The 19,958-nt window shown below is 64.4% G+C and carries 21 protein-coding genes, 2 pseudogenes and 1 riboswitch; of the genes and pseudogenes, 9 read left to right on the forward strand and 14 right to left on the reverse strand.

Features of this window, described 5'->3' with window-relative positions:
- Positions 1-236 precede the first annotated feature (236 nt).
- From ACTGJ9_RS10495 to ACTGJ9_RS10505, 3 genes are all read right to left on the reverse strand, one after another.
- Positions 237-1,097 (reverse strand): 23S rRNA (adenine(2030)-N(6))-methyltransferase RlmJ, encoded by an 861-nt coding sequence (locus tag ACTGJ9_RS10495; RefSeq protein ID WP_456676999.1) that lies wholly within the window; start codon positions 1,095-1,097, stop codon positions 237-239.
- A 53-nt stretch (positions 1,098-1,150) separates the two neighbouring features.
- Complete coding sequence (locus tag ACTGJ9_RS10500; protein WP_456677000.1) at positions 1,151-1,852, reverse strand: ribonuclease T2 family protein; 702 nt, start codon at positions 1,850-1,852, stop codon at positions 1,151-1,153.
- A 134-nt stretch (positions 1,853-1,986) separates the two neighbouring features.
- The gene (locus ACTGJ9_RS10505; RefSeq protein ID WP_456677001.1) at positions 1,987-2,451 is read right to left on the reverse strand and encodes a hypothetical protein; all 465 of its coding nucleotides are present in this window, start codon (positions 2,449-2,451) and stop codon (positions 1,987-1,989) included.
- A gap of 182 nt (positions 2,452-2,633) precedes the next feature.
- On the opposite strand from ACTGJ9_RS10505, the gene ACTGJ9_RS10510 reads away from it, so the two are divergent.
- Together ACTGJ9_RS10510 and ACTGJ9_RS10515 are read left to right on the forward strand one after the other, a co-directional pair.
- On the forward strand, positions 2,634-2,927 hold the full coding sequence (locus ACTGJ9_RS10510) for a hypothetical protein (protein ID WP_456677002.1): 294 nt from the start codon (positions 2,634-2,636) through the stop codon (positions 2,925-2,927).
- 55 nt (positions 2,928-2,982) lie between these two features.
- On the forward strand, positions 2,983-3,513 hold the full coding sequence (locus tag ACTGJ9_RS10515; RefSeq protein WP_456677003.1) for a DUF3617 domain-containing protein: 531 nt from the start codon (positions 2,983-2,985) through the stop codon (positions 3,511-3,513).
- 13 nt (positions 3,514-3,526) lie between these two features.
- On the opposite strand, the gene ACTGJ9_RS10520 is transcribed toward ACTGJ9_RS10515, so the two are convergent.
- The 3 genes from ACTGJ9_RS10520 to ACTGJ9_RS10530 are packed head-to-tail and all read right to left on the reverse strand — an operon-like array spanning position 3,527 to position 6,205.
- Positions 3,527-4,915: an ATP-binding protein gene (locus ACTGJ9_RS10520; RefSeq protein ID WP_456677004.1), complete on the reverse strand. Its 1,389-nt coding sequence runs from the start codon at positions 4,913-4,915 to the stop codon at positions 3,527-3,529.
- A 19-nt stretch (positions 4,916-4,934) separates the two neighbouring features.
- A complete protein-coding gene (locus ACTGJ9_RS10525) occupies positions 4,935-5,666 on the reverse strand; it encodes a response regulator (protein WP_456677005.1) in 732 nt (243 codons plus the stop codon).
- Positions 5,663-6,205: a MarR family winged helix-turn-helix transcriptional regulator gene (locus tag ACTGJ9_RS10530; RefSeq protein WP_456677006.1), complete on the reverse strand. Its 543-nt coding sequence runs from the start codon at positions 6,203-6,205 to the stop codon at positions 5,663-5,665. Before ACTGJ9_RS10530 ends, ACTGJ9_RS10525 begins: the two co-directional genes overlap by 4 nt.
- A 338-nt stretch (positions 6,206-6,543) precedes the next feature.
- Between ACTGJ9_RS10530 and ACTGJ9_RS10535 the strand changes: the two genes are divergently transcribed.
- The 4 genes from ACTGJ9_RS10535 (at position 6,544) to ACTGJ9_RS10550 (ending at position 10,055) form a co-directional block, all read left to right on the forward strand.
- Complete coding sequence (locus ACTGJ9_RS10535; RefSeq protein WP_456677007.1) at positions 6,544-7,626, forward strand: branched-chain amino acid aminotransferase; 1,083 nt, start codon at positions 6,544-6,546, stop codon at positions 7,624-7,626.
- A gap of 87 nt (positions 7,627-7,713) precedes the next feature.
- Positions 7,714-9,234: a histidine--tRNA ligase gene (gene hisS, locus ACTGJ9_RS10540; RefSeq protein WP_456677008.1), complete on the forward strand. Its 1,521-nt coding sequence runs from the start codon at positions 7,714-7,716 to the stop codon at positions 9,232-9,234.
- Positions 9,235-9,356: 122 nt separating this feature from the next.
- Positions 9,357-9,560 carry a tautomerase family protein gene (locus ACTGJ9_RS10545; RefSeq protein WP_456677009.1) on the forward strand — a complete coding sequence of 68 codons (204 nt, stop codon included), beginning with the start codon at positions 9,357-9,359 and terminating at the stop codon, positions 9,558-9,560.
- 90 nt (positions 9,561-9,650) lie between these two features.
- Positions 9,651-10,055, forward strand: coding sequence for a thioesterase family protein (locus tag ACTGJ9_RS10550; RefSeq protein WP_456677010.1), 405 nt, complete (start codon positions 9,651-9,653; stop codon positions 10,053-10,055).
- 98 nt (positions 10,056-10,153) lie between these two features.
- Here the strand turns inward: ACTGJ9_RS10550 and proC are convergent.
- Positions 10,154-10,979: pseudogene (gene proC / locus ACTGJ9_RS10555) on the reverse strand (pyrroline-5-carboxylate reductase).
- 177 nt (positions 10,980-11,156) lie between these two features.
- Complete coding sequence (locus tag ACTGJ9_RS10560; protein WP_456678494.1) at positions 11,157-11,657, reverse strand: YbjN domain-containing protein; 501 nt, start codon at positions 11,655-11,657, stop codon at positions 11,157-11,159.
- A 407-nt stretch (positions 11,658-12,064) separates the two neighbouring features.
- Positions 12,065-12,222, forward strand: a riboswitch (FMN riboswitch).
- Between the two features lie 76 nt (positions 12,223-12,298).
- Between ACTGJ9_RS10560 and ACTGJ9_RS10565 the strand changes: the two genes are divergently transcribed.
- Positions 12,299-12,856, forward strand: a complete 558-nt coding sequence (locus tag ACTGJ9_RS10565) for a 6,7-dimethyl-8-ribityllumazine synthase (protein WP_456677011.1) — start codon at positions 12,299-12,301, stop codon at positions 12,854-12,856.
- 310 nt (positions 12,857-13,166) lie between these two features.
- Here the strand turns inward: ACTGJ9_RS10565 and ACTGJ9_RS10570 are convergent, their stop codons facing one another.
- The 6 genes and pseudogenes from ACTGJ9_RS10570 to ACTGJ9_RS10595 form a co-directional block, all read right to left on the reverse strand.
- Positions 13,167-14,120 carry a ribose-phosphate pyrophosphokinase gene (locus tag ACTGJ9_RS10570; RefSeq protein ID WP_456677012.1) on the reverse strand — a complete coding sequence of 318 codons (954 nt, stop codon included), beginning with the start codon at positions 14,118-14,120 and terminating at the stop codon, positions 13,167-13,169.
- Positions 14,121-14,313: 193 nt separating this feature from the next.
- Positions 14,314-14,942 (reverse strand): annotated as a pseudogene (locus ACTGJ9_RS10575) (hypothetical protein).
- Between the two features lie 120 nt (positions 14,943-15,062).
- Positions 15,063-15,830 (reverse strand): peptidoglycan editing factor PgeF, encoded by a 768-nt coding sequence (pgeF, locus tag ACTGJ9_RS10580; RefSeq protein ID WP_456677013.1) that lies wholly within the window; start codon positions 15,828-15,830, stop codon positions 15,063-15,065.
- Positions 15,827-16,948, reverse strand: coding sequence for a class I SAM-dependent methyltransferase (locus tag ACTGJ9_RS10585; RefSeq protein WP_456677014.1), 1,122 nt, complete (start codon positions 16,946-16,948; stop codon positions 15,827-15,829). The genes pgeF and ACTGJ9_RS10585 overlap by 4 nt, the downstream gene beginning before the upstream one ends.
- 21 nt (positions 16,949-16,969) lie before the next feature.
- Complete coding sequence (gene lgt / locus ACTGJ9_RS10590; protein WP_456677015.1) at positions 16,970-17,815, reverse strand: prolipoprotein diacylglyceryl transferase; 846 nt, start codon at positions 17,813-17,815, stop codon at positions 16,970-16,972.
- A gap of 8 nt (positions 17,816-17,823) precedes the next feature.
- Complete coding sequence (locus ACTGJ9_RS10595) at positions 17,824-18,561, reverse strand: dienelactone hydrolase family protein (protein WP_456677016.1); 738 nt, start codon at positions 18,559-18,561, stop codon at positions 17,824-17,826.
- A gap of 172 nt (positions 18,562-18,733) precedes the next feature.
- Here ACTGJ9_RS10595 and ACTGJ9_RS10600 point away from each other — a divergent pair, with 172 nt between their 5' ends.
- Positions 18,734-18,985: an accessory factor UbiK family protein gene (locus ACTGJ9_RS10600; protein ID WP_456677017.1), complete on the forward strand. Its 252-nt coding sequence runs from the start codon at positions 18,734-18,736 to the stop codon at positions 18,983-18,985.
- A 245-nt stretch (positions 18,986-19,230) separates the two neighbouring features.
- Positions 19,231-19,956: a 50S ribosomal protein L25/general stress protein Ctc gene (locus ACTGJ9_RS10605; protein WP_456677018.1), complete on the forward strand. Its 726-nt coding sequence runs from the start codon at positions 19,231-19,233 to the stop codon at positions 19,954-19,956.
- Positions 19,957-19,958: the final 2 nt, after the last annotated feature.

The raw sequence follows: 19,958 nt of genomic DNA on the forward strand, positions 1-19,958 counted from the left end.
ATTGCTCCTCCGTCGCAACGCAGACGCGCGTCGCGACATGACCGGGCATCACGTAGCCCGGGAGAGCTGGCCATCCTTGGGCAGACCCTGCGGTCCGACTGGATCTTTGTTAGGCCTTCACTCCGCCGCAACCATTCGCGGAAGCGGAACGCAAAGCCAGTCACACCAACAGCATAATACGGTTCATTGCAGATTGACTACCGTTACTGCATATTTTTCCCAAGAATGGCGGCGGCTTAGGGCTTCGGCACCTCTAATCGGAATCTGGCAGCTCCGCCCTGGCCGAGCGGTATTTCCAGCTCGGGCAGGATTGTCTTGAGCTCGCTCTGCAGCGTGTAAGGCGGATTGACGATCAGCAGCCCAGTCGAGGTGAGGGCCGCGCCGTCAACCTGTGGTGCGACGCTGAATTCGAGCCGCAGGCATTTTCCGGGAGTCTTTGCTGCGGCCGCGGTCCGCGCCACGAGTTGCGCCAGCGTGTCGGTGGCGCGCCGGCTCTTGGCGGGGTACCAGATTACATAGATACCGGTCGGCCATTTTGCGAACGCGGTGGAGAAGGCCTCGCCCAGTCTTTCGAACTCGTCTTTCGCCTCAAACGGTGGGTCGATCAGCACGAGTCCGCGCCGCTCCTTCGGCGGCACGAACGCAGGCAGCGCCATCCAGCCATCGAGATCGACCACGCGGGCCTGTTCGTCGCGCCGCAACACGTCGATCAACGCCCTGCGCGCCCTCGGCTCGAGCTCGCAGGCCACGAGCCGGTCTTGCGGCCGCATCAGGCCGCGCGCGATCAAGGGCGAGCCCGGATAGGCCTTGAGCTCGCCCTTCGGATTGAATGCGCAAACGATCTCCATGTACGGCTTGGTCAGCGCGACGGTCTCGTTCGAAAGGCGCGACTGCATCAGCCGCGCGATCCCCGTCAGCCATTCGCCGCTGCGGCGGGCCTCGTCGCTGTCGAGGTCATAGAGGCCGGCACCCGCATGGGTGTCGATGACGCGGAAGGCAGCCGGCTTGTCCTGCAAATAGGTCAGGATGCGTGCCAGCACGATGTGCTTGATGACATCGGCGAAATTGCCGGCGTGAAAGGCGTGGCGATAGTTCATGCAAGAGCACTACGCCACGCGATGGCTTCAGCAAAGAGGTACAACAGCCTGAACTACCCACCCCTGATCGGCGGCATCGTCACCTGGTCGCGGCGACAGGCGCGGCGGTCGAGTTCTTCGCAGGCGCGAAACTGCAAATCCTTGCTGAGGCAGATGCGGACCTCGGAAAGCCGGGTCCGGTTGCAGGTAACCGAGACGGCCGCGTTGCTCAGGCCCGGATTAGCCTTGATGAAGGCTTCTTCGACCTCGCCCGGCGCCACCGTCTTGGGCTGCGACAGGTCGAGATATTCGACCGGAATCTTGATCACGGCGCGCGCCTTGCGGATCGTCTCGAAGTAATTGCGGTCGGTCAGCCCCGAGCAGGTGCCGTGCTTGTCCCACTCGTTGAAGATCAGCCCCGGCGCCGGCATCAGATCGAGCATCGAGGAGACGATGTTGCGGTTCAGCCGCCGCGACGGCCGCTGGCAATATTCCGGAAAGCCGTTCTCATATTGCGGCCACAGCCCGTGCACCACGAAGGAATAAGGCCGTCCCTCGCACTGGATGTTCGAGCGCCCGCCGCCGCGTCCGCGCTCGGCCGCGTCCTCGCAGAAGGACGGCGACCAGGATAGCGACAGCACATAGAAATCGAATTCACCCGGCGCGTTCTGCCGTTTGTCCTGCGCCTTCGCGCCGCCGGCCAGCGAGATCAGCCCGGCGGCAAGGGTCAGCGAGATCACAAGGCGGAAGAAGGATTGCAATCTGAAATCAAACATGGCGACGCCCCTCAGCTAGACTATGCAATGAGCCTAGCAGGCAATAAGAACATTTCAAGAACAAATTTCGAGCGGCCGGCGTTCGGCCGCCGGATCGATTCGAATCAGGGACCTTCGAATTAGGGACCTTCGAATTAGGGCTTGGCGGCGCGGCAGGCCGGATTGTAGGCCCAGTTGCGGTCGAGCCCGACTAGGCACCATTCGACGCCCTGGCCGTAACCGGCAAAGCCGCCGTCCTCGATAATCGAGAAGTGCACCCTGCGCACCTTGCCGTCGTTCAGCATGGCCTCGCCGGTGCAGTAGCGCCGCGGAATGTTGTCGGACGCCCAGGGCCGGAATGCGGTCTCGTGAACGGCCGAGAAGCCCTCGATCTTCAAAGGCGAATTCCAGAACGAGCTTTCCTTCTCCCAGAACTGGTTCGCGATCGTCGGCAGTGCCTTCTCGCAATCGGCGACGTTGCCATCATAACGCGGCCCGCTCAGCCAGAAATTCAGCTCCAGCGGATTGGCGGCCCTGGCCTCACCGAGCGACAGCGCTCCGAAGATGAGGCCGAGAACGGCGGCAAAGCGAAGGGATTTCAGGGAGGTTGAGGCGCGCATGGGCAATCCAGACAGCATGATCTGCGAGGGTGGGACGGTGACGCGAAGGGCGGAGGAGGTCAAGTGCAGCGCGGCAACACTCGGCCACGACTTGACCATAACGTCGCCGCCGACGCCCTATCCGTTCTTTTCACCGCCGGCCCGGCACCGTAGAGTGCTGCCAGCCAATCGGAGTGACGGGAATGCGAATCATTGCGGCCGCGGGCCTTCTTGCCTTGGGGATCATGGCGAGCCAGTCGGCGCGCGCCGACATCCTTCCGGTGCCGCCCTTCAAGGGCAACGACACCGGCGGCATCATCGCCTATTCCATGGCGACGCAGACCGATGCGCGCCAGGTCGCGGTCGATCACTGTGCGCGCTATGGCAAGGTGGTGAAATTCCTCGCGATGCAGGCCTATGAGGGCGGCTACATCTCCTTTGCCTGCCGCTGGGTGCCTTATGGCGCCGCCGATCGTCCGATCCGCACGCTCTACTGAGGCGTTTCGGAACGCCGAAGGCCGCGCCACGACGTCTCAGCCGGGAGTCTCTCGCATGACGTGCAAGCTTGCTTTGCTCGGATCAGTCGTTGGTCTCGTATTGTCGGCGGTCGGCGCCTCGGCCGACGATCTGCCGGTGCGCAAGGCCGGTCTCTGGGAGTTGAAGATGGTCAGGACCGGCTCGGCGATGCCGGAGATGACCATGCAGCACTGCACCGACGAGGCTGTCGACAGGGAGATGAATAACAACATCTCGCCGATGGCCAAGCAGGTCTGCTCCAGGCAGGACGTCAAGAAGACGGCGACCGGCTATGTCAGCGATTCCGAGTGCAGTGTCGCCGGCATGTCCACGACGTCGCACGCCGAGATCACCGGCGATTTCAATTCGGCCTACACGGTGAAGACCTCGTCGCATGCGCAAGGTGGCGCGGTCGGTGCCGCGGGGCGCGACAGCACCATGACGCTCGAAGCGAAATGGCTCGGCGCCTGCAAGCCGGACCAGAAGCCCGGCGACATCGTGATGCCCGGCGGCTTCAAGATGAACGTGCGCGACGTCGACAAGCTGAAAGCGCTGCTGCCAAAGTAGACGGGGGGCGCAGCTACACCGGAATCCGCACGCTCGCCCTTAATCCGCCCATCGGGCTGTCGCCGAGCGTGATATCGCCGCCATGCGAGCGGGCGATGTCGCGAGCGATGGCGAGGCCCAAGCCCGTGCCGCCTTGGTCCTGGTTGCGGGCGTTGTCGAGCCGCAGGAACGGCTTGAACACTTCTTCACGCAGATGGACGGGAATGCCGGGGCCGTCGTCGTCGACGGTCACGGTGAGATAACGGTGATCGCGCTGGCCGGAGATGGCGATGGCGTTGCCGTAGCGCGCGGCATTGGTGACGAGATTGGCGAGACATCGCTTGAACGAGGCCGGCTTCACCGTGACCACGGGCAGGCCGCTGAATGTCACGGTCGCGGTGTGGCCGTGGCGTTCGGCGTCGCTGCGCAGCTCCTCGAGCGCCTGCGCCATGTCGGTCGGCTGCGACTGCTCGCCGGAATCGCCGCGGGCGAACGCAAGGTAATCCTCCAGCATCATCGACATCTCGTCGACGTCCTTGCGCATGCCCTCCATCTCGGGACTGTCGCCGATCAGCGCCAGCTCGAGCTTGAAGCGGGTGAGGATGGTGCGCAGATCGTGGCTGACACCGGCGAGCATCGCGGTGCGCTGCTCCATCGCACGTTCGATGCGCGACTTCATTTCGAGGAAGGCGCCCGCCGCGCGCCGCACCTCGCGCGCGCCGCGCGGCCTGAAGTTCGGCGCCTCGCGGCCCTTGCCGAAACTTTCCGCGGCGTCCGCAAGCCGCAGGATCGGCTTGATCTGGTTGCGCAGGAACAGCACCGACACGATCAGCAGGATGGACGATGTCCCGACCATCCAGAACAGGAAGATTTCCGAGTTCGAGGCATAGGCCGCGCTGCGCTGCGCGAACACGCGCATCACGGCATCGTCGAGCTGGATGCGGATCTCGACGAGGTTGGAGCGGCCGACCGTATCGATCCAGAACGAGCGCCCGATCTGGCGACCGAGCTGCACCGACAGCGTCTGGTCGAGCAGCGAGAAAAACGGCTTTGGTCCCGGTGGCGGCATGTCACCGGCGGGGAGGAAGTCGACGACGAGACCGAGGCGCTGTTGGGCGATGCGGCGGATCTGGTCGCGATCCTTGTCCTGCGGATAGCCCTTGTAGACGTCGATCAGCGCGGCGATGTCTTGCACCACCGCGGCCGACAGGCGGCGCGTCACCGTGTTCCAGTGCCGCTCCATGAACACGAAGGCGACGACCGACTGCAGGATCACCATCGGCACGATCATGATGAGCAGCGCGCGCGCGTAGAGGCCGGTCGGCATCCAGCCCTTGAACGCGTTGCCCATCCAGCCATTGGCGGCAGAGACGCGCCCGGCCGCGCTTCGTAGCAGCGTCAGGCCGGTATCGATCGTGCTCATCGGTCGTGCTTCACTGCTTTTACGGCGAGGCCACCAGCCGATAGCCGATGCCGCGCACCGCCTGAAGGAAGAGCGGATTGGCGGGATCGGTTTCGATCTTGCGCCTGAGGCGGTTGATCTGCACATCGACGGCCCGCTCGTTGACGCTGCCATTTCCGGTCAGGGCACTGCGCGGCACCGTCTCGCCCGGCGTCTCCGAGAGAATCCGCAGCATCTCGCGCTCGCGGTCGGTGAGATGAATGACCTCCTCGCCCTGGCGCAACTCGCCGCGATCGAGATGGTAGACGTAGGGACCGAATGCGATCTTCTCCACCGCTGCGGCCTGGGGCGTGGGCGCCGCGCGCTTGAGGATGTTGTTGATGCGCAGCGCCAGCTCGCGCGGCTCGAACGGCTTTGCCACGTAGTCGTCGGCGCCGATCTGAAGACCCTCGATGCGGGCCTCGGCTTCATGGCGCGCCGTCAGCATCACGATCGGCACGGAGGAAGACGTGCGGATGAACCGGGCGAGATCGAAACCGGTCTCGCCGGGCATCATGACGTCGAGAATGAGCAAGTCGAAATGCAGGCCCAAAAGCTTTGACCGCGCGTCACCCGCGCTTGAAGCGGTAGTCACGCGATAGCCCTCGGCCGCGAGAAAGCGCGACAAGAGATCGCGGATGCGGCGATCGTCGTCGACCAGCAGCAGATGGGGGGCGTCGTCGGCCGGTTGCAGCGGCGGGCGGGCGAGCGTGGCAGCGAGCGGCACGGTCACTCCTTTGCGTCTTGATGGTTGGTGGCGAAGATCGTCTCCAGCACCTTGTCCGGATCGTCGCGATCGATCATCGCGAGCAGGAAACGCTTGACGGTTTCGGCATCCTGCGGCGCCAGCTCGGCGAGCGCCTTGGTAATGCGCGTGGTCTGCAGGCCGGCGAGCTTCTGCACCAGCGCCTCCCCCTTCGGTGTCGCATAGAGCAGCCGCTGGCGGCGGTCATTGTCGCCGGTCTTCTGCAAGATGTAGCCTTCGTCAAGGAGCTGCTTGAGCACGCGGCCGAGCGACTGTTTTGTGATGCGCAGGACGTCGAGCAGGTCGGCGACCTTCAGGCCGGGATAACGATAGACGAAGTGCATGACCCGGTGATGGGCCCGGCCGAAGCCGAAAGCCTCCAGCTCCTGGTCGGGGTCGCCGACGAAATCGCGATACGCGAAGAACAGCAGCTCGATGATATCCCAGCGCAAATTGCCTCCATCGCCTGCGGCCGGCCGTGGCTCGGCAGCGCTTTGAGAGGGAGTTGCGAAATTTATGTCAGGCATATTGACGTATCTTGGGTTCAATGTTACAAAACGATCATCCCGCACGAAATTTTAGATCGTTTCGCGTCGGGTGGCACTTCGAAGAGCGGCCGGAGTGAGCCGGACAGGCGGCAACGGCCGGATCAGATCTACCGTGCGATTGTCGAGCGGCATTTCGGCAAAACATACTGGACTTCCGCCTTCCGCAAAAGCATGTCCTCGGAAGACATGCTGGCCACGGAAACCGGCCGTAACAAGGCTGGCGGTGGTTCGGCCAGAAACCACATCAAGCCAACCGGGCCCGAAATGGGCAGGCGGGCGCCAGAACAGCGTCGCCACCGGCAGCGGGAGCCAAGGACATGAGCATGAAATTCGACATCCAGCCCGCATCCAATCCAACGTCCGAGAAGGACCGGGTCGCCAGGCTGGTCGATCCCGGCTTCGGACGCGTCTTTACCGATCACATGGCGGTGGTCCGCTACAACCAGGCCAAGGGCGGCTGGTATGAGGCGCGCATCGAGGCCCGCGCCAATTTCCAGATCGATCCGGCCGGCGCCGTCCTGCACTACGCCCAGGAAATTTTCGAAGGCCTCAAGGCCTACAAGCGCGACGACGGCGGCGTGAACCTGTTCCGCCCCGACGCCAATGCGCGCCGCTTCAAGGACTCCGCCGACCGCATGGCGATGGCGCAGATCCCCGAGGACGTCTTCATCGAGGCGGTCGAGCAGGTCGTGCGGATCGACCGCGCCTGGATGCCGGGCGGCGAGGGCAGCCTTTATCTGCGCCCCTTCATGATCGCGAGTGAGACCTTCCTCGGCGTCAAGCCATCGTCGGAATACATCTTTGCGGTGATCGCTTCGCCGGTCGGCTCTTATTTCAAGGGCGGCCCCGCGCCGGTCTCGATCTGGGTCTCCGAGAATTACACGCGCGCCGCGGTCGGCGGCACCGGCGCGGTCAAATGCGGCGGTAATTATGCTGCGAGCCTGCGTGCGCAGGCGGAAGCGATCCAGCACGGCTGCGACCAGGTCGTGTTCCTCGATGCGATCGAACGCCGCTACATCGAGGAGCTCGGCGGCATGAATGTGTTCTTTGTGTTCGAGGACGGCTCGCTGTCGACGCCGCCGCTCGGCACCATCCTGCCTGGCATCACCCGCGACTCCATCATTGCGCTCGCCCGCGATGCCGGCAAGACCGTGCGCGAAGAGCCGTACTCGCTCGACCAGTGGCGCAAGGATGCGGCCAGCGGCAAGCTCAAGGAAGCCTTTGCCTGTGGGACCGCCGCCGTCATCTCGCCGATCGGCAAGGTGCGCTCGGTCAGCGGTGATTTCGAGATCAGCGGGGGCGCTGCCGGCCCCGTCGCCATGGGCCTGCGCAAGCAACTCGTCGACATCCAGTACGGCCGCACCAACGATCCGCACAACTGGATCCGCAAGGTGTTTTGACCGGCTCTCTCTTCCCACTCCCCGCTTGCGGGGAGTGGGGCCGAGAACTGCGGTTGCCGCATCGCGCGTCGGCTGGTAAACGCCCGCATGGCCGAAAAACCCAAAAAACCCCAGAAACTGAAGGCGCGTCTGCCGCGCGGGCTCGAGGATCGCGACCCCGCCGCGATCCGGGCGACGCGCGAGATGGTCGAGAAAATCCGGGCGGTCTACGAGCTCTACGGGTTCGAGCCGGTGGAGACGCCGGCGATGGAATACACCGACGCGCTCGGCAAATTCCTGCCCGATCAGGACCGTCCGAACGAGGGCGTATTCTCGTTCCAGGACGACGACGAACAGTGGATCTCGCTGCGCTACGATCTAACCGCGCCGCTGGCGCGCTATGTCGGCGAGCGCTATGGCACCGACGGCTTGGTGCTGCCGTATCGGAGCTACCGCGTCGGCTACGTCTTCCGCAATGAGAAGCCCGGCCCCGGCCGCTTCCGCCAGTTCATGCAGTTTGACGCCGACACGGTCGGCTCGGCGACGCCGGCGGCGGATGCCGAAATCTGCATGATGGCCGCGGATACGATGGAAGCGCTTGGCGTTGCGCGCGGCCAGTACGTGGTGAAGGTGAATAATCGCAAAGTGCTCGACGGCGTGCTGGAAGCGATCGGGCTCGCGGGTGAGGAGAATTCGGCACGCAGGCTGACCGTGCTGCGCGCGATCGACAAGCTCGACAAGTTTTCCGCCGACGAAGTGCGCAAATTGCTCGGTCCCGGACGATGGGATGGCGGCGAAGAGGGCAAGGGCGACTTCACGAAAGGCGCCAATCTGAGCGCGGCAGAGGCTGACGTCGTTCTCGCCATCACCAAGCCGCGCGACGACTGGAAAGAGGCCATTGCGGCGGCGGAAACCTATCTGGCCAAGAGCGAGGTTGGTCAGGCCGGCGTGAGCGAGCTGGAAGAGATTGCCAAGCTGGTCACGGCGTCGGGTTACGGCGTCGATCGCATCAAGATCGATCCCTCCGTCGTGCGCGGCCTCGAATATTACACCGGGCCCGTCTACGAGGTCGAATTGCTGCTCGATACCAAGGACGAGAAGGGCCGTCCCGTACGTTTCGGCTCGGTCGGCGGCGGCGGACGCTACGACGGTCTCGTCTCGCGCTTCCGTGGCGAGCCGGTGCCGGCGACCGGTTTCTCGATCGGCGTGTCGCGGCTCCAGGCCGCGCTGACCTTGCTCGGCAAGCTCGACACGCGGCCCGAATTCGGGCCCGTCGTCGTGACCGTGTTCGACCGCGACCGCGTTGCCGACTACCAGAAGATGGTCGCAAGCTTGCGGACCGCGGGCATCCGCGCAGAGCTCTATCTCGGCAATCCCAAGAATATGGGCAACCAGCTCAAATATGCCGACCGCCGCAACTCACCTTGCGTGATCATCCAAGGCTCGGATGAAAAGGCACGCGGCGAGGTGCAGGTCAAGGATCTGATCGAGGGCGCCAAGGCCGCGGCCGCGATCGCATCCAACCAGGAATGGCGCGAGAGCCGCCCCGCGCAGTTCTCGTGCAGCGAAGCCGACCTCGTCGCAAAAGTGCGCGAGGTGCTGGCGCGCCATGACGTGAGCTGGGGCTAGCCATTCGTTTCGATCGTCGTGCCCGGGCTTGTCCCGGGCACCCACGTCTTGTTTGATAGCGATGTCCGTGGATGGCTGGGACAAGCCCGGCCATGACGGAGAGGCGAGAGGGAGAAAACAATATGCCTGAGATCACTGTCAGCATGGCCGAAGGCCGCACCGACGAACAGAAGGCCGGCATGATGCGCGACATCACCCAGGCGCTGGTGAAAGATCTCGGCGTCGACGCCGATGCCGTCGTCATCCAGATCAACGAAGCCCCGCTCCGCCACAAGATGAAGGGCGGCAAGACCTTTGTGGAGCGCGCCGCGGCTGCGAAGAAGTAGCCAGCGCTGTAGCGTCAGCAACTGCCGTCGTCCCGGATCAGCGCGCACTGCGTTCGCTTGTCCGGGACGACAGCGGAGTTTGAGGCGACCATGGACGCACGCGATTTCATCAAGGTCGGCATGAGCGCCGAGCGTAAGCTGGTGGTGGCGGCCGAGCGCACGGTCGGGCATTTCGTGCCCGGCATGCCGATGGTCTATGCGACGCCGATGATGATCCTGGAAATGGAGATGACGTCGGGCGATGCGATCCGCTCGGCGCTGCAGCCGGGCTGGGTCACTGTCGGCACCGAGGTCGACATCCGCCATCTCGCCGCCGCCCTCGTCGGCGCAACTGTGCGGACCACTGCGAAAGTGATCGCGGTCGAGCGCCGCGTCATCCGCTTCGAGGTCGAGGCATTCGAAGGCGCGCGCAAGCTCGGCGAAGGCCGCCATGCGCGCGGGCTCGTCAATGTCGAGATGTTCAACAAGCGGCTAGCCGCAAGCTCGAAACTGTAGGGTGGGCAAAGGCGCGAAGCGCTGTGCCCACCATTCTCTCCGCAATTTCGAATGAAGTTGGTGGGCTCGCTTCGCTTTGCCCGCCTTACGACACCTGTTTACTTCGCCAATTCCTTCGACCGCTTTGTTGCTGCCGCAATCGCGCGGGTCATCAGATCGCGCAGGCCGGGCTCGCCCATCAGGACGCCGAGCGCCGCGGCAGGTGGTGCCGCCGGGCGAGGTGACGTTCTGACGCAGCGTGCTGGAGGGAAGCTCCGACTGATGCAGCAACTCGCCGGAGCCCGCGACCGTTTCACGCGCGAGCTTCGTCGCCAGCGCTTCGGGCAGGCCCGCTTCGACGCCCGCGCGTGCGAGCTCTTCGGCCAGCAGGAACACATAAGCGGGCCCGGAGCCGGATACGGCGGTCACCGCATCCATCAGGCTTTCATCCTCGACCCATTCGACCGAGCCGGTGGCGCGTAGCAATGCATCGGCCACCGCGCGCTGCGAGGTGCTGACATTCTTCGCAGCAACGGCCACCGTGATGCCACGGCCGATCGCGGCCGGCGTGTTCGGCATCGCGCGCACCACGGCGCCGCCGCAGATCTCCTCGAGCGAGAGAATCGTGGTTCCCGCCATGATCGAGACCACCGAGGTGTTTTCCGAGACGAACGCTTTCAGCCTGGCGCCGGCCTCGCGGAACATCTGCGGCTTCACCGCGACGACCATCGTTTCGACGCGACCCGCCGCCTGCACGTCAGGATTGAGCGCGATGCCCTTGGCGGCAAGCGCCGTGATCTCGGGCGAGATGTGCGGATCGATCACCGCGACGCGGCGCGGATCGAGCCCGCCTGCCAGCCATCCGGTCAGCATCGCACCGCCCATCTTGCCGGCGCCCGCGAGAAGGATGGTTCCGGTGATGTTTTGGAGAGTGCTGTTTGCCATCGCTGTTGCCAAATCCGTCGTCCTGGCGAAAGCCAGGACCCATTACCCCAAAGGGTTCTAGTGGATGGAGGTGTTGGCAACAAGCACCGCGCGATACCGCAAGACCTCGCGGTATGGCTCCTGGCTTTCGCCAGGACGACGCTGAGGGAGATGCGGCTTCCTCACTTCATGAGGCGGCTACGCTTCGCCCACCGTATCGAACATCGCCGCGTCCATCGCCTGCGCGGTTGTCTTCCCTGCCCACACCACGAATTGGAACGCCGGATAATAGCGTTCGCAGGCGTGAATCGCGCCGGCGAGCATGGCTTCGCATTGCGCGGTCGAGGCGATGAGGCCGCCCGGCAGCACCAGCGCCTGACGGTGCATGATCATGCCGGTGGTGGTCCACAGGTCGAAATGGCCGATCCACAATTGCTCGTTGACCGCGGCGACGAGCCGCTGCACCTCGCCTCGTCGTGCGACCGGAATCTTCATGTCGAAAGCGCAAGCCAGATGCAGCGCTTCGATCTCGCCCATCCAGGTGAACGAGATCTGGTAATCGGTCCATTGCCCTTTGGAGACAATGGTCAGTTCGTCTTCGCCGGAGCGTTCGAACGGCCAGTTGTTGCTGGCAGCGATATCCTCGACCACAGCGAGCGGGTGGCTTTTGGAATCGATAGCGCCTTCGAGCAGGGACATGCCGTCTCGACCTCTTGCCTTCTTGTTGTCTTTGATACGCACGCGGTTGGTCCGGCACGCGCTCCTTGAATGTCGTTAAGGTGATCCCTTCGGAGTCGCTGTTGCGATCTCGGGATCAGCGCGGGCTTGTCGCGGATCAACTGATGTGATTTGCGGAATCTGCGCAACCGGCTGCCGAGTCCGTCCACAAGCCAGGACTCGTTCGTCCACAGCTCATCTCGGCCACAATTATTAACGAAAAGAACAAACCGGAATCGGACTCCCGGACCCCGCACCGTTAATCCGCCGCGCAAGGGCCAGCCCGCCATGGGCGGCATGGGACCATGCGGTTTTCCCATGCGGAACACGCTTGCTGCGGCCCCCAACCGGCGTCATATTTCCACTCAGGTCGCTCAATCCCGAGCGGCCGATGTTCTCAGGGCGGGGTGAAAGTCCCCACCGGCGGTAAGGGCCGAAAGGCCTAAGCCCGCGAGCGCCTTCCCCAAGGTTTTGCTGAAGGGAAGGGTCAGCAGATTCGGTGCAACTCCGAAGCCGACGGTCAAAGTCCGGATGAAAGAGAACGGTCGGTGGCAGACGCATCGCAAGATGCGGCTGTCTGTCGTTCCGTGTGCCCTGATTCTGGTCCTTAACTGAGGAAAGCCATGAATCAGATGTTGCAAGATCCCCAAACCGAAACCTCCCAGATACAGCCGCCGTCGGTTCCACAGGCCCCGGCGACCGAGCATCCGCGCTTTGCAAAGCCGCAGCGGGTGGCCTTCGTGCAGGCCTGCTGGCACCGCGACGTGGTCGAGGAGGCCCGCATCGCCTTTGTGAGGGAGGCCGAGGCGCGTCACCTCACCCATGTCGACGTGTTCGAGGTACCGGGCTCGTTCGAGATCCCGCTGCACGCGCAGGTCCTTGCCAAGACGCGGCGCTACACCGCGATCGTCGCGGCCGGGCTTGTCGTTGACGGTGGCATCTATCGCCACGAGTTCGTCGCCGACACCGTGATCAAGGCGCTGATGGACGTGCAGCTCCGCACCGAGGTGCCGGTGTTTTCGGCGGTGCTGACGCCGCAGCAATTCCACGAGACCGAAGTGCATTACGATTTCTTCCGCAGGCACTTTGCGATCAAAGGCGTCGAGGTCGCGGCCGCCTGTGCGGAGACGTTGCACGGCCTCGAGCGCCTGCGCGGCCAGGTCGCGGCGGGGATTGTGTAGCGCTCTCAAAGGACGCTCACCCCTCATCCTGAGGAGCGCGTCAGCGCGTCTCGAAGGATGAAGGCCCGAACGGAGCCTCATGGTTCGAGACGGCGCTTGCGCGCCTCCTCACCATGAGGCCCTTGTCGCCTTCACGCGCCGGTCCGGTCCGGCTTGAGCAGCCGGTAATGCAGCCGGGCGTAGCCGCCGAACCATCCGAGCGGCGCCCGATCTCGTCGTGGTGATCCACTGCGGAAACTATCGGCGACCCGGCCAGGAGTGGGCGCGGCGCCTCGCGCCCTTGCCCGCCCTAAAACACCGCAAAACCAGGTCAGTCGAACAGGCTCGAGACCGACTCTTCCGCCGCGGTGCGCGCGATCGCGTCGGAGATCAGGCTTGCGATCGGCAGCGTGCGGATATTCGGTGCCTTGCTCACAGCATCCGTCGGCAGGATCGAGTCGGTGATCACAAGCTCTTTCAGCTTCGAGTTTGTGATACGGGCCGCCGCGCCGCCGGAGAGCACGCCGTGGGTGATGTAGGCGTAGACATCCTTCGCGCCTTTGGCGATCAGCGCATCGGCCGCGTTCACCAGCGTGCCGCCGGAGTCCACGATGTCGTCGATCAGGATGCAGGTGTAGCCGGAGACGTCGCCGATCACGTTCATGACCTCGGATTCACCGGCACGTTCGCGGCGCTTGTCGACGATCGCGAGCGGGGTGTTGATGCGCTTGGCGAGGCCGCGGGCGCGGGCGACGCCGCCGACGTCGGGCGAGATCACCATCGTCTTGGAGAGATCGAACTTCTCCTTAATGTCGCGCACCATCAGCGGCGCCGCGTAGAGATTGTCGGTCGGGATGTCGAAAAAGCCTTGGATCTGTAAGGCATGCAAATCGAGCGTCATGACGCGGTCGACGCCGGCCTGCGTGATCAGATTGGCGACGAGCTTGGCCGAAATCGGTGTTCGGGAGGCGGATTTCCGGTCCTGCCGGGCGTAGCCGAAATAGGGGATCACTGCTGTGATGCGGTGCGCCGACGAGCGGCGCAGCGCGTCGGTGATGATCAGCAGCTCCATCAGATGGTCGTTCGCCGGGAACGAGGTCGACTGGACGATGAAGGCATCCGAGCCGCGAACGTTCTCCTGAATCTCGACGAAGATCTCCATGTCGGCGAAGCGCCGCACCACCGCCTTGGTCAGCGGCAGGTCGAGGCCCTGCGCGATGGCTTGCGCAAGGGCGGGATTGGAGTTGCCGGAGACGAGCTTGATGGAGCCGTTCTTGCCCGACATGGACGCTTCCTCCCGCGCTTTGCTGGATACGACGTTCAACATCAGAGAATACCCACTGGCAGCACGGTTACGACGGGCGAGGAAATATCAGGCCGAAGCCCGCAATGGCAACCCGGGATGCTACGTTTCCCTCTGATAATCCTGAGTCGGGCCAATAGCTTGGCAGCTACCTGGGCCCGTGGTTGAGCGGTGGTTATTGCTGGGCATAGCCGAGCGCCGAGCCCGGCAACTCGGGCGCCCGCGCCTCCGGCGTCACGCTTGCCACGGCGGGTCCGCGCAGGCCGGGAACCGAGCCCGGCGAGTCCGCCGGCGCTCCGTTGATCATATTGGAAAGTCCGCTGAATCCGGCCTGGGCGATCTTCCGCAGCACGAGGTCGTCAGCGGCCTGCCAGGGTCACGCGTCGCGTCCCGGCCGCCCTTGGGTGCCGTCGGTTCCTCGCCGGAGAGGCGCAGCGCCCGCTGCTGATTGGCGTCATAAACGTCCCAGACCCAAGCGATCACGGTCTTGCCGCGCACCACCTGGGCGGAGAGGTAGCTGCGCACCCGGTAGGCAGCCGTCGCCTCGCGGGAGACCACGGACACGCTGCGAAGCTTGGATTCGCTGTCGAGCACGCCGACCATGCGGTCGAACACCTGCGGCGGCGGCCCGTCGATCGACTCGAAGGCGACCGTCGCTCCGGAGCCGGCGCTCGGCGCCATCGCGTAGGAATTGGCGGGCGCGTTGCTGCCGGCGCAGCCGGCCAGCACGGTTGCTGCTGCCAGCAGCATGGCCGCCAGCACGCGCGAGCCCGCGCGGCGCAAGATGGATGACGCTTCCCTCATTGAGAGGCAGCGATATCGTTAAAATCGATTAAGGTCTAGGGCAGAGGCGAGACAGACCCGGTGCATTACCGGCGCGAAATTTGTGCATCGCCCCGGAATGAAACGACGTTGCCTGTGTGTTCACCCTTGCAGCGCGATCGCGTGAATGTGGCGGCCGTAGTCCGGCTCCTTGCGATGCACCGAGCGGCGATAGCTGAAGAAGCGCTCGTCTGCGTAGGTGTCGAGGCCGAGATCGTCGATCATCAGGATGCCGGCGGCTTCCAGCCGCTTGCGGATGAAGCCGGCGAGGTCGAACATCGCGTGCCCGTCGCGCACCGACGGGATGAAGAACACAGCGTTGTCCGCATCGGCCTCGATGAAGCGTGCGACGAACTCGTTGCCGACCTCGTAGCTGTCCTGCCGGATCAACGGGCCGATCGCGGCGATGATGCCGTCGCGAGTGGCGCCGAGTGTCTCCATCGCCAGAATCGTGGATTCAAGCACGCCCGTGAGCGCGCCCTTCCAGCCGGCATGGGCGCCGCCGATGACGCCCGCATGGGGATCGACGAACAGCACGGGGCCGCAATCGGCGGTGGAGACGCCGAGCGCGATGCCCGGCGTTTTGGTCACCAGCGCATCCCCCTTCGGCCTCGGGCCGCTTGGCCAGGGCGCGTCGGCGACGAGGACGTCAGGCGAATGAATCTGGTGCAGGCTGAGGAAGCGCTCCGGCGCGACGCCGACATGCTCGGCCATGCGGCGGCGGTTCTCTGCAACAAGGCCCTGATCGTCGTTGGAGCCGAGCCCGCCGTTCAGCGCGGCATAGATGCCATTGGAGACGCCGCCTTCACGCGTGAAGAAGGAATGGCGCAGGCCGGGCACCGCCGAGAGCAGCGACGAGGTGAGAGTCATCGATGGCCTCCGGTCTGTTCGAGATCGCTGAGACCCGCAAGGCCCGTCAGCCTCGGCTCGGAGATGCCGAGCACCTTGAACATCGCACCCATGCCGCTGCGCCCGGTGTCGGTCAGCCGCTTCAGCGCCAGGGAAATGTCAGTGGCCACCTCCGGCGTCGCCTTCTGCATCAGCGCGGCTGCACGGGTGTCGATGCCGACGCGCTTGAGGAAATCGCCTTGCGTGACCGGCCCGTGCACGCGAGCGCCGACGTCCTCGGCCGCGCGCGCGAGTGCCTGGAAATCGACATGGGCGGTGACGTCGGCCTGGCCCGGCGCCTTCAGGGGATCCGTGAAGGTGTGACGTGCGATGGCCTGAAAAGTGTCGCCGGCATCGCTGCGCAGATGGCCGTAATCGACGATCAGCGCCGCGCCATCCTGGTCGCGTACGCGCGTGGCGAGCTTCATGACCTCAGTATCGGGCCGCCATTCGAACACCGCGCCGACCGGCGCCGCGCGCACCAACGGCGGCAGCAGCACCTCGAAGCGTGGCGTCGGCTCGGCGGCCGCACCGAACTGAAGCTTGCCGTGGTGGTCGACCTCGACCACACGCTCGTGCCAGCCGTTATCGAGCTTCACCATCTGATGGATCGGCAGCACGTCGAAATATTCGTTGGCGAGGATGATGCTCGGTCCATCCGGCACGTTGTCGATGCTGTCGTGCCAGGCGATGTTGTTGCGCACGCCCGACAATGTCGCACTCTGCCGCTCGCGCAGGACCGGATTGACCTCGACCAGATGAATGCTCAGCCCCTGATAGAGCGGCGGCAGCACGCGCAGTGCGCGCAGCGCGTCCGCCATCATGGTACCGCGGCCGGGGCCGATTTCGATCAGCCGCAGGAATTGCGGCGAGCCCATTTGCTTCCACACCGAGGCGGCCCACAATCCCAGGAGCTCGCCGAACATCTGGCTGACTTCGGGCGCAGTGGTGAAGTCGCCTTCTCGTCCCAATGGATCGCGCGAGACGTAATATCCGTAGCGCGGATGCATCAGGCACGATTCCATGTATCGCCAGACCGGCATGGGGCCTGAGGATTTGATCAGCGCCTTGATCTCGTTGAGCAATGGCTGTTCAGTCACGATCTGTTGTCTCGAAATGAATTAACGAACGGGATCGAGCGCCTTCGGCGCACCGCGCCTGACAGCCCATACAATAAGTATACCGCCGACGATAAGCATCGGGATCGACAGCAGCATGCCCATGGTTAACCCGCCCCAGAGGAAGCCGAGCTGCTCGTCCGGTTCGCGGAAATGCTCGCCGGCGATCCGCGTCAGCCCATAGATCAGGATGAAGCTGCCGAGGATCATACCCGGCCGTTTCAGCGCGCCGAAGCGGATCATGATCGCGAGCACCGTGAACAGCAGGATGCCCTCCATGCCGGCTTCATAGAGCTGGCTCGGATGGCGGGGCAGGTGGGTCGGATCGTGGGGAAAAATCATCGCCCAGGGCAGGCTCGCATCGGTGGCGCGGCCCCATAATTCGCCATTGATGAAATTGGCGATCCGCCCGAGCAGAAGCCCGATCGGAGCGACTGCGGTCGTGATGTCGCCGAGCGACAGGATCGAGATGCCGTTGCGATGGGCAAACCACATCACCGCGACGACGCAGCCGAGAAAGCCGCCATGAAACGACATGCCGCCCTCCCACAGCCGGAAGATCGCGGCGGGATGATCGATGAAGAAGGGCAAATTGTAGAACAGCACGTAGCCGGTGCGGCCGCCCAGGATGATGCCGAGCGTAACCCACAGAATGAAGTCGTCGATCTGCACCAGCGACATCGGCGCGGGGCCGCCCCACAGCCGCTCGTTCTTCAGCAGCGAGCGCGCATAGAGCCAGCCGATGACGATGCCGCCGATATAGGCCAGCGCGTACCAGCGGATCGCGAACGGCCCGATCGCGATCGCGATCGGGTTGAAGGACGGAAAGTCGATGAGCAGGAAGGGCATCGCGCCTGCTATGACTGGACGAGATTGCGGTGATAGAGCGCCAGCAGGCGCTCCCAATGCCGCTCGGCCGCGTCGCGGTCATAGACCGGGCGCTTGGGAAAGGCGAAGCCGTGATGGGTGCCGGGATAGATTTCGACCTCGGCTTTCGCGCCGCTCATGCCCTGCTTCAGCTTCTCGATGATTTCGGCCGGCGCGTAGATGTCGGTCTCGGCGCAGGCGAAATAGAGCTCGGCCCGGGTCTTGCTCGCGGCGAGATGCGGGCTGTCGTCCTGATCGGTCGCGAGCTGCGTGCCGTAGATCGATGCGGCCGCCTTGACGCGATCGGGGAAATGCGTGGCGGCGTTGACGGCATAGCGGCCGCTCATGCAATAGCCGACGGTGCCGATGATCTCAGTGTTCGCGGCGGTCTGGCCCTCGGCATAGGTCAGCAGCGCGCTTGTGTCGTCCATGATCATGGGAATCGTGAGCGAGCCCATCAGCGCGAACATGCGCTTGCGCTCCGGCGCGTTCGGATCGGCCGGCAGCGCGCCGAGCTCCATCACGCCCGAACGGTAATAGAGGTTCGGCAGCATCACGTAATAGCCCGATGTCGCGAGCCGGCGCGCCATGTCGCGCAGCTCTTCGCGGATCGCCGGCGCGTCCATGTAGAACAGGATGACCGGGAAGGGGCCGCCGCGCTCGGGATGAGCGATGAAGGTCGCGGTGTGGCCGTCCTTGGTGGGAATTGCGATCTGCTGCTCGATCATGTCTTGCGTTCCGCCCTGTGATTCTTGTTATGCAGGGACCTCGAATACGATTGCAAGGAAACCGGGGCATGACAAGGATACCGCCGCGCGGCTCTTGAACCGGCCTCCGCGCATTGCCATTGTCTTATCCGCCGTTCGCGCAAAGTTTATCGCAGGCCGCCAGGAGACCGACATGACCCAGACCACCAACCGGTTTTTCGACGAGATCGGCCGCTTGATGAACGACGCCGCCGGCGCAGCCCAGGGCGCCAAGCGGGAGTTCGATACGGTGCTGCGCAACCAGGCCGAAAAATTCCTGCGCGACATGGATCTGGTCAAGCGCGAGGAGTTCGAGGCGGTCAAGGACATGGCCTGCCTCGCCCGTGAGGAGAACGAGGCCCTGAAGGCGCGCATCGCGGCGCTGGAGGCCAAGCTCGGCGGGTAACGCCGGTCCTGTAGCCCGGATGGAGTGCAGCGCAATCCGGGGTGCTGCTTCCGCGGAACCACCCGGATTTCGCTGCACTCCATCCGGGCTACCGTTCCTAGCCAGCCCATTCTCCTTGTCATTTCTGCATCTTCCGGGTAAAAGCCCGGCAGTTCGTGGCCCCCGCACCCCTGGAGGCTTGCTGCGAACGATGCCATGGGCCGCGCTGCGGCCCATTAACTTTTGCAAAAACAAGGACTTAGACTATGGCGACGACCGTCAAGGAATTGAAGGCGACCGCACGTCCGAAGAGCGGCAAGGGGGCCGCCCGGGCTGAGCGTCGCGCCGGGAAAGTGCCCGGAGTGATCTATGGTAACAAGCAGCCCCCGCTCCCGATCTCGGTTGACGATCGCGAACTGCGTCAGCGCATCCTCGCCGGCCGGTTCCTGACCACGCTGGTCGATATCGACCTCGAAGGCCAGAAGCACCGCGTGATTCCGCGCGATTACCACCTCGATCCGGTCAAGGACTTCCCGATCCATGTCGACTTCATGCGGCTCGGCGAAGGCGCCACCATCCGCATCAGCGTGCCTCTGCACGTGGTGAGGGCGGAAGGCTCGCCCGGCGTGAAGCGCGGCGGCGCCGTCAACATCGTCGCCCATGCGATCGAGCTCGAATGCGGCGTCGAGAGCATCCCGCAATACATCGAGGCCGATGTCGGCTCGCTCGAAATCGGTCACTCGCTGCATCTGGCCGACATCAAGCTGCCGGCCGGCGTCAAGGCGCTGACTCGCGAGGACGCGACCCTCGTCACCATCGTGCCGCCGTCCGGCTACGCCGAAGAGCAGAAGGCCGCGGCTGCGGCTGCTGCTGGTGGCGCGGCTCCGGCGGCTGGTGCCGCTGCTCCGGCGGCAGGTGCCGCTCCGGCTGCGGGTGCTGCTGCTCCGGCGGCTGCTGCCAAGGCTCCCGCCGGCGGCGACAAGAAGAAGTAATC

Source organism: Bradyrhizobium sp. RDM12 (assembly GCF_051917485.1).
Lineage (GTDB): Bacteria > Pseudomonadota > Alphaproteobacteria > Rhizobiales > Xanthobacteraceae > Bradyrhizobium.

Coding starts and splice junctions, on each gene's coding strand:
- ACTGJ9_RS10560 (WP_456678494.1), bottom strand. CDS start 11,657: ATGTCCCTGCTCGAAGGCGCTATCGATTCCAAAAGCCACCCGCTCGCT.
- ACTGJ9_RS10570 (WP_456677012.1), bottom strand. CDS start 14,120: ATGTCGGGCAAGAACGGCTCCATCAAGCTCGTCTCCGGCAACTCCAAT.
- ACTGJ9_RS10595 (WP_456677016.1), bottom strand. CDS start 18,561: ATGATCGAGCAGCAGATCGCAATTCCCACCAAGGACGGCCACACCGCG.
- ACTGJ9_RS10520 (WP_456677004.1), bottom strand. CDS start 4,915: ATGAGCACGATCGATACCGGCCTGACGCTGCTACGAAGCGCGGCCGGG.
- ACTGJ9_RS10545 (WP_456677009.1), top strand. CDS start 9,357: ATGCCTGAGATCACTGTCAGCATGGCCGAAGGCCGCACCGACGAACAG.
- ACTGJ9_RS10515 (WP_456677003.1), top strand. CDS start 2,983: ATGACGTGCAAGCTTGCTTTGCTCGGATCAGTCGTTGGTCTCGTATTG.
- ACTGJ9_RS10500 (WP_456677000.1), bottom strand. CDS start 1,852: ATGTTTGATTTCAGATTGCAATCCTTCTTCCGCCTTGTGATCTCGCTG.
- ACTGJ9_RS10600 (WP_456677017.1), top strand. CDS start 18,734: ATGACCCAGACCACCAACCGGTTTTTCGACGAGATCGGCCGCTTGATG.
- ACTGJ9_RS10605 (WP_456677018.1), top strand. CDS start 19,231: ATGGCGACGACCGTCAAGGAATTGAAGGCGACCGCACGTCCGAAGAGC.
- ACTGJ9_RS10530 (WP_456677006.1), bottom strand. CDS start 6,205: ATGCCTGACATAAATTTCGCAACTCCCTCTCAAAGCGCTGCCGAGCCA.
- ACTGJ9_RS10495 (WP_456676999.1), bottom strand. CDS start 1,097: ATGAACTATCGCCACGCCTTTCACGCCGGCAATTTCGCCGATGTCATC.
- ACTGJ9_RS10550 (WP_456677010.1), top strand. CDS start 9,651: ATGGACGCACGCGATTTCATCAAGGTCGGCATGAGCGCCGAGCGTAAG.
- ACTGJ9_RS10565 (WP_456677011.1), top strand. CDS start 12,299: ATGAATCAGATGTTGCAAGATCCCCAAACCGAAACCTCCCAGATACAG.
- ACTGJ9_RS10535 (WP_456677007.1), top strand. CDS start 6,544: ATGAGCATGAAATTCGACATCCAGCCCGCATCCAATCCAACGTCCGAG.
- pgeF (WP_456677013.1), bottom strand. CDS start 15,830: ATGACTCTCACCTCGTCGCTGCTCTCGGCGGTGCCCGGCCTGCGCCAT.
- ACTGJ9_RS10505 (WP_456677001.1), bottom strand. CDS start 2,451: ATGCGCGCCTCAACCTCCCTGAAATCCCTTCGCTTTGCCGCCGTTCTC.
- ACTGJ9_RS10510 (WP_456677002.1), top strand. CDS start 2,634: ATGCGAATCATTGCGGCCGCGGGCCTTCTTGCCTTGGGGATCATGGCG.
- hisS (WP_456677008.1), top strand. CDS start 7,714: ATGGCCGAAAAACCCAAAAAACCCCAGAAACTGAAGGCGCGTCTGCCG.
- lgt (WP_456677015.1), bottom strand. CDS start 17,815: ATGCCCTTCCTGCTCATCGACTTTCCGTCCTTCAACCCGATCGCGATC.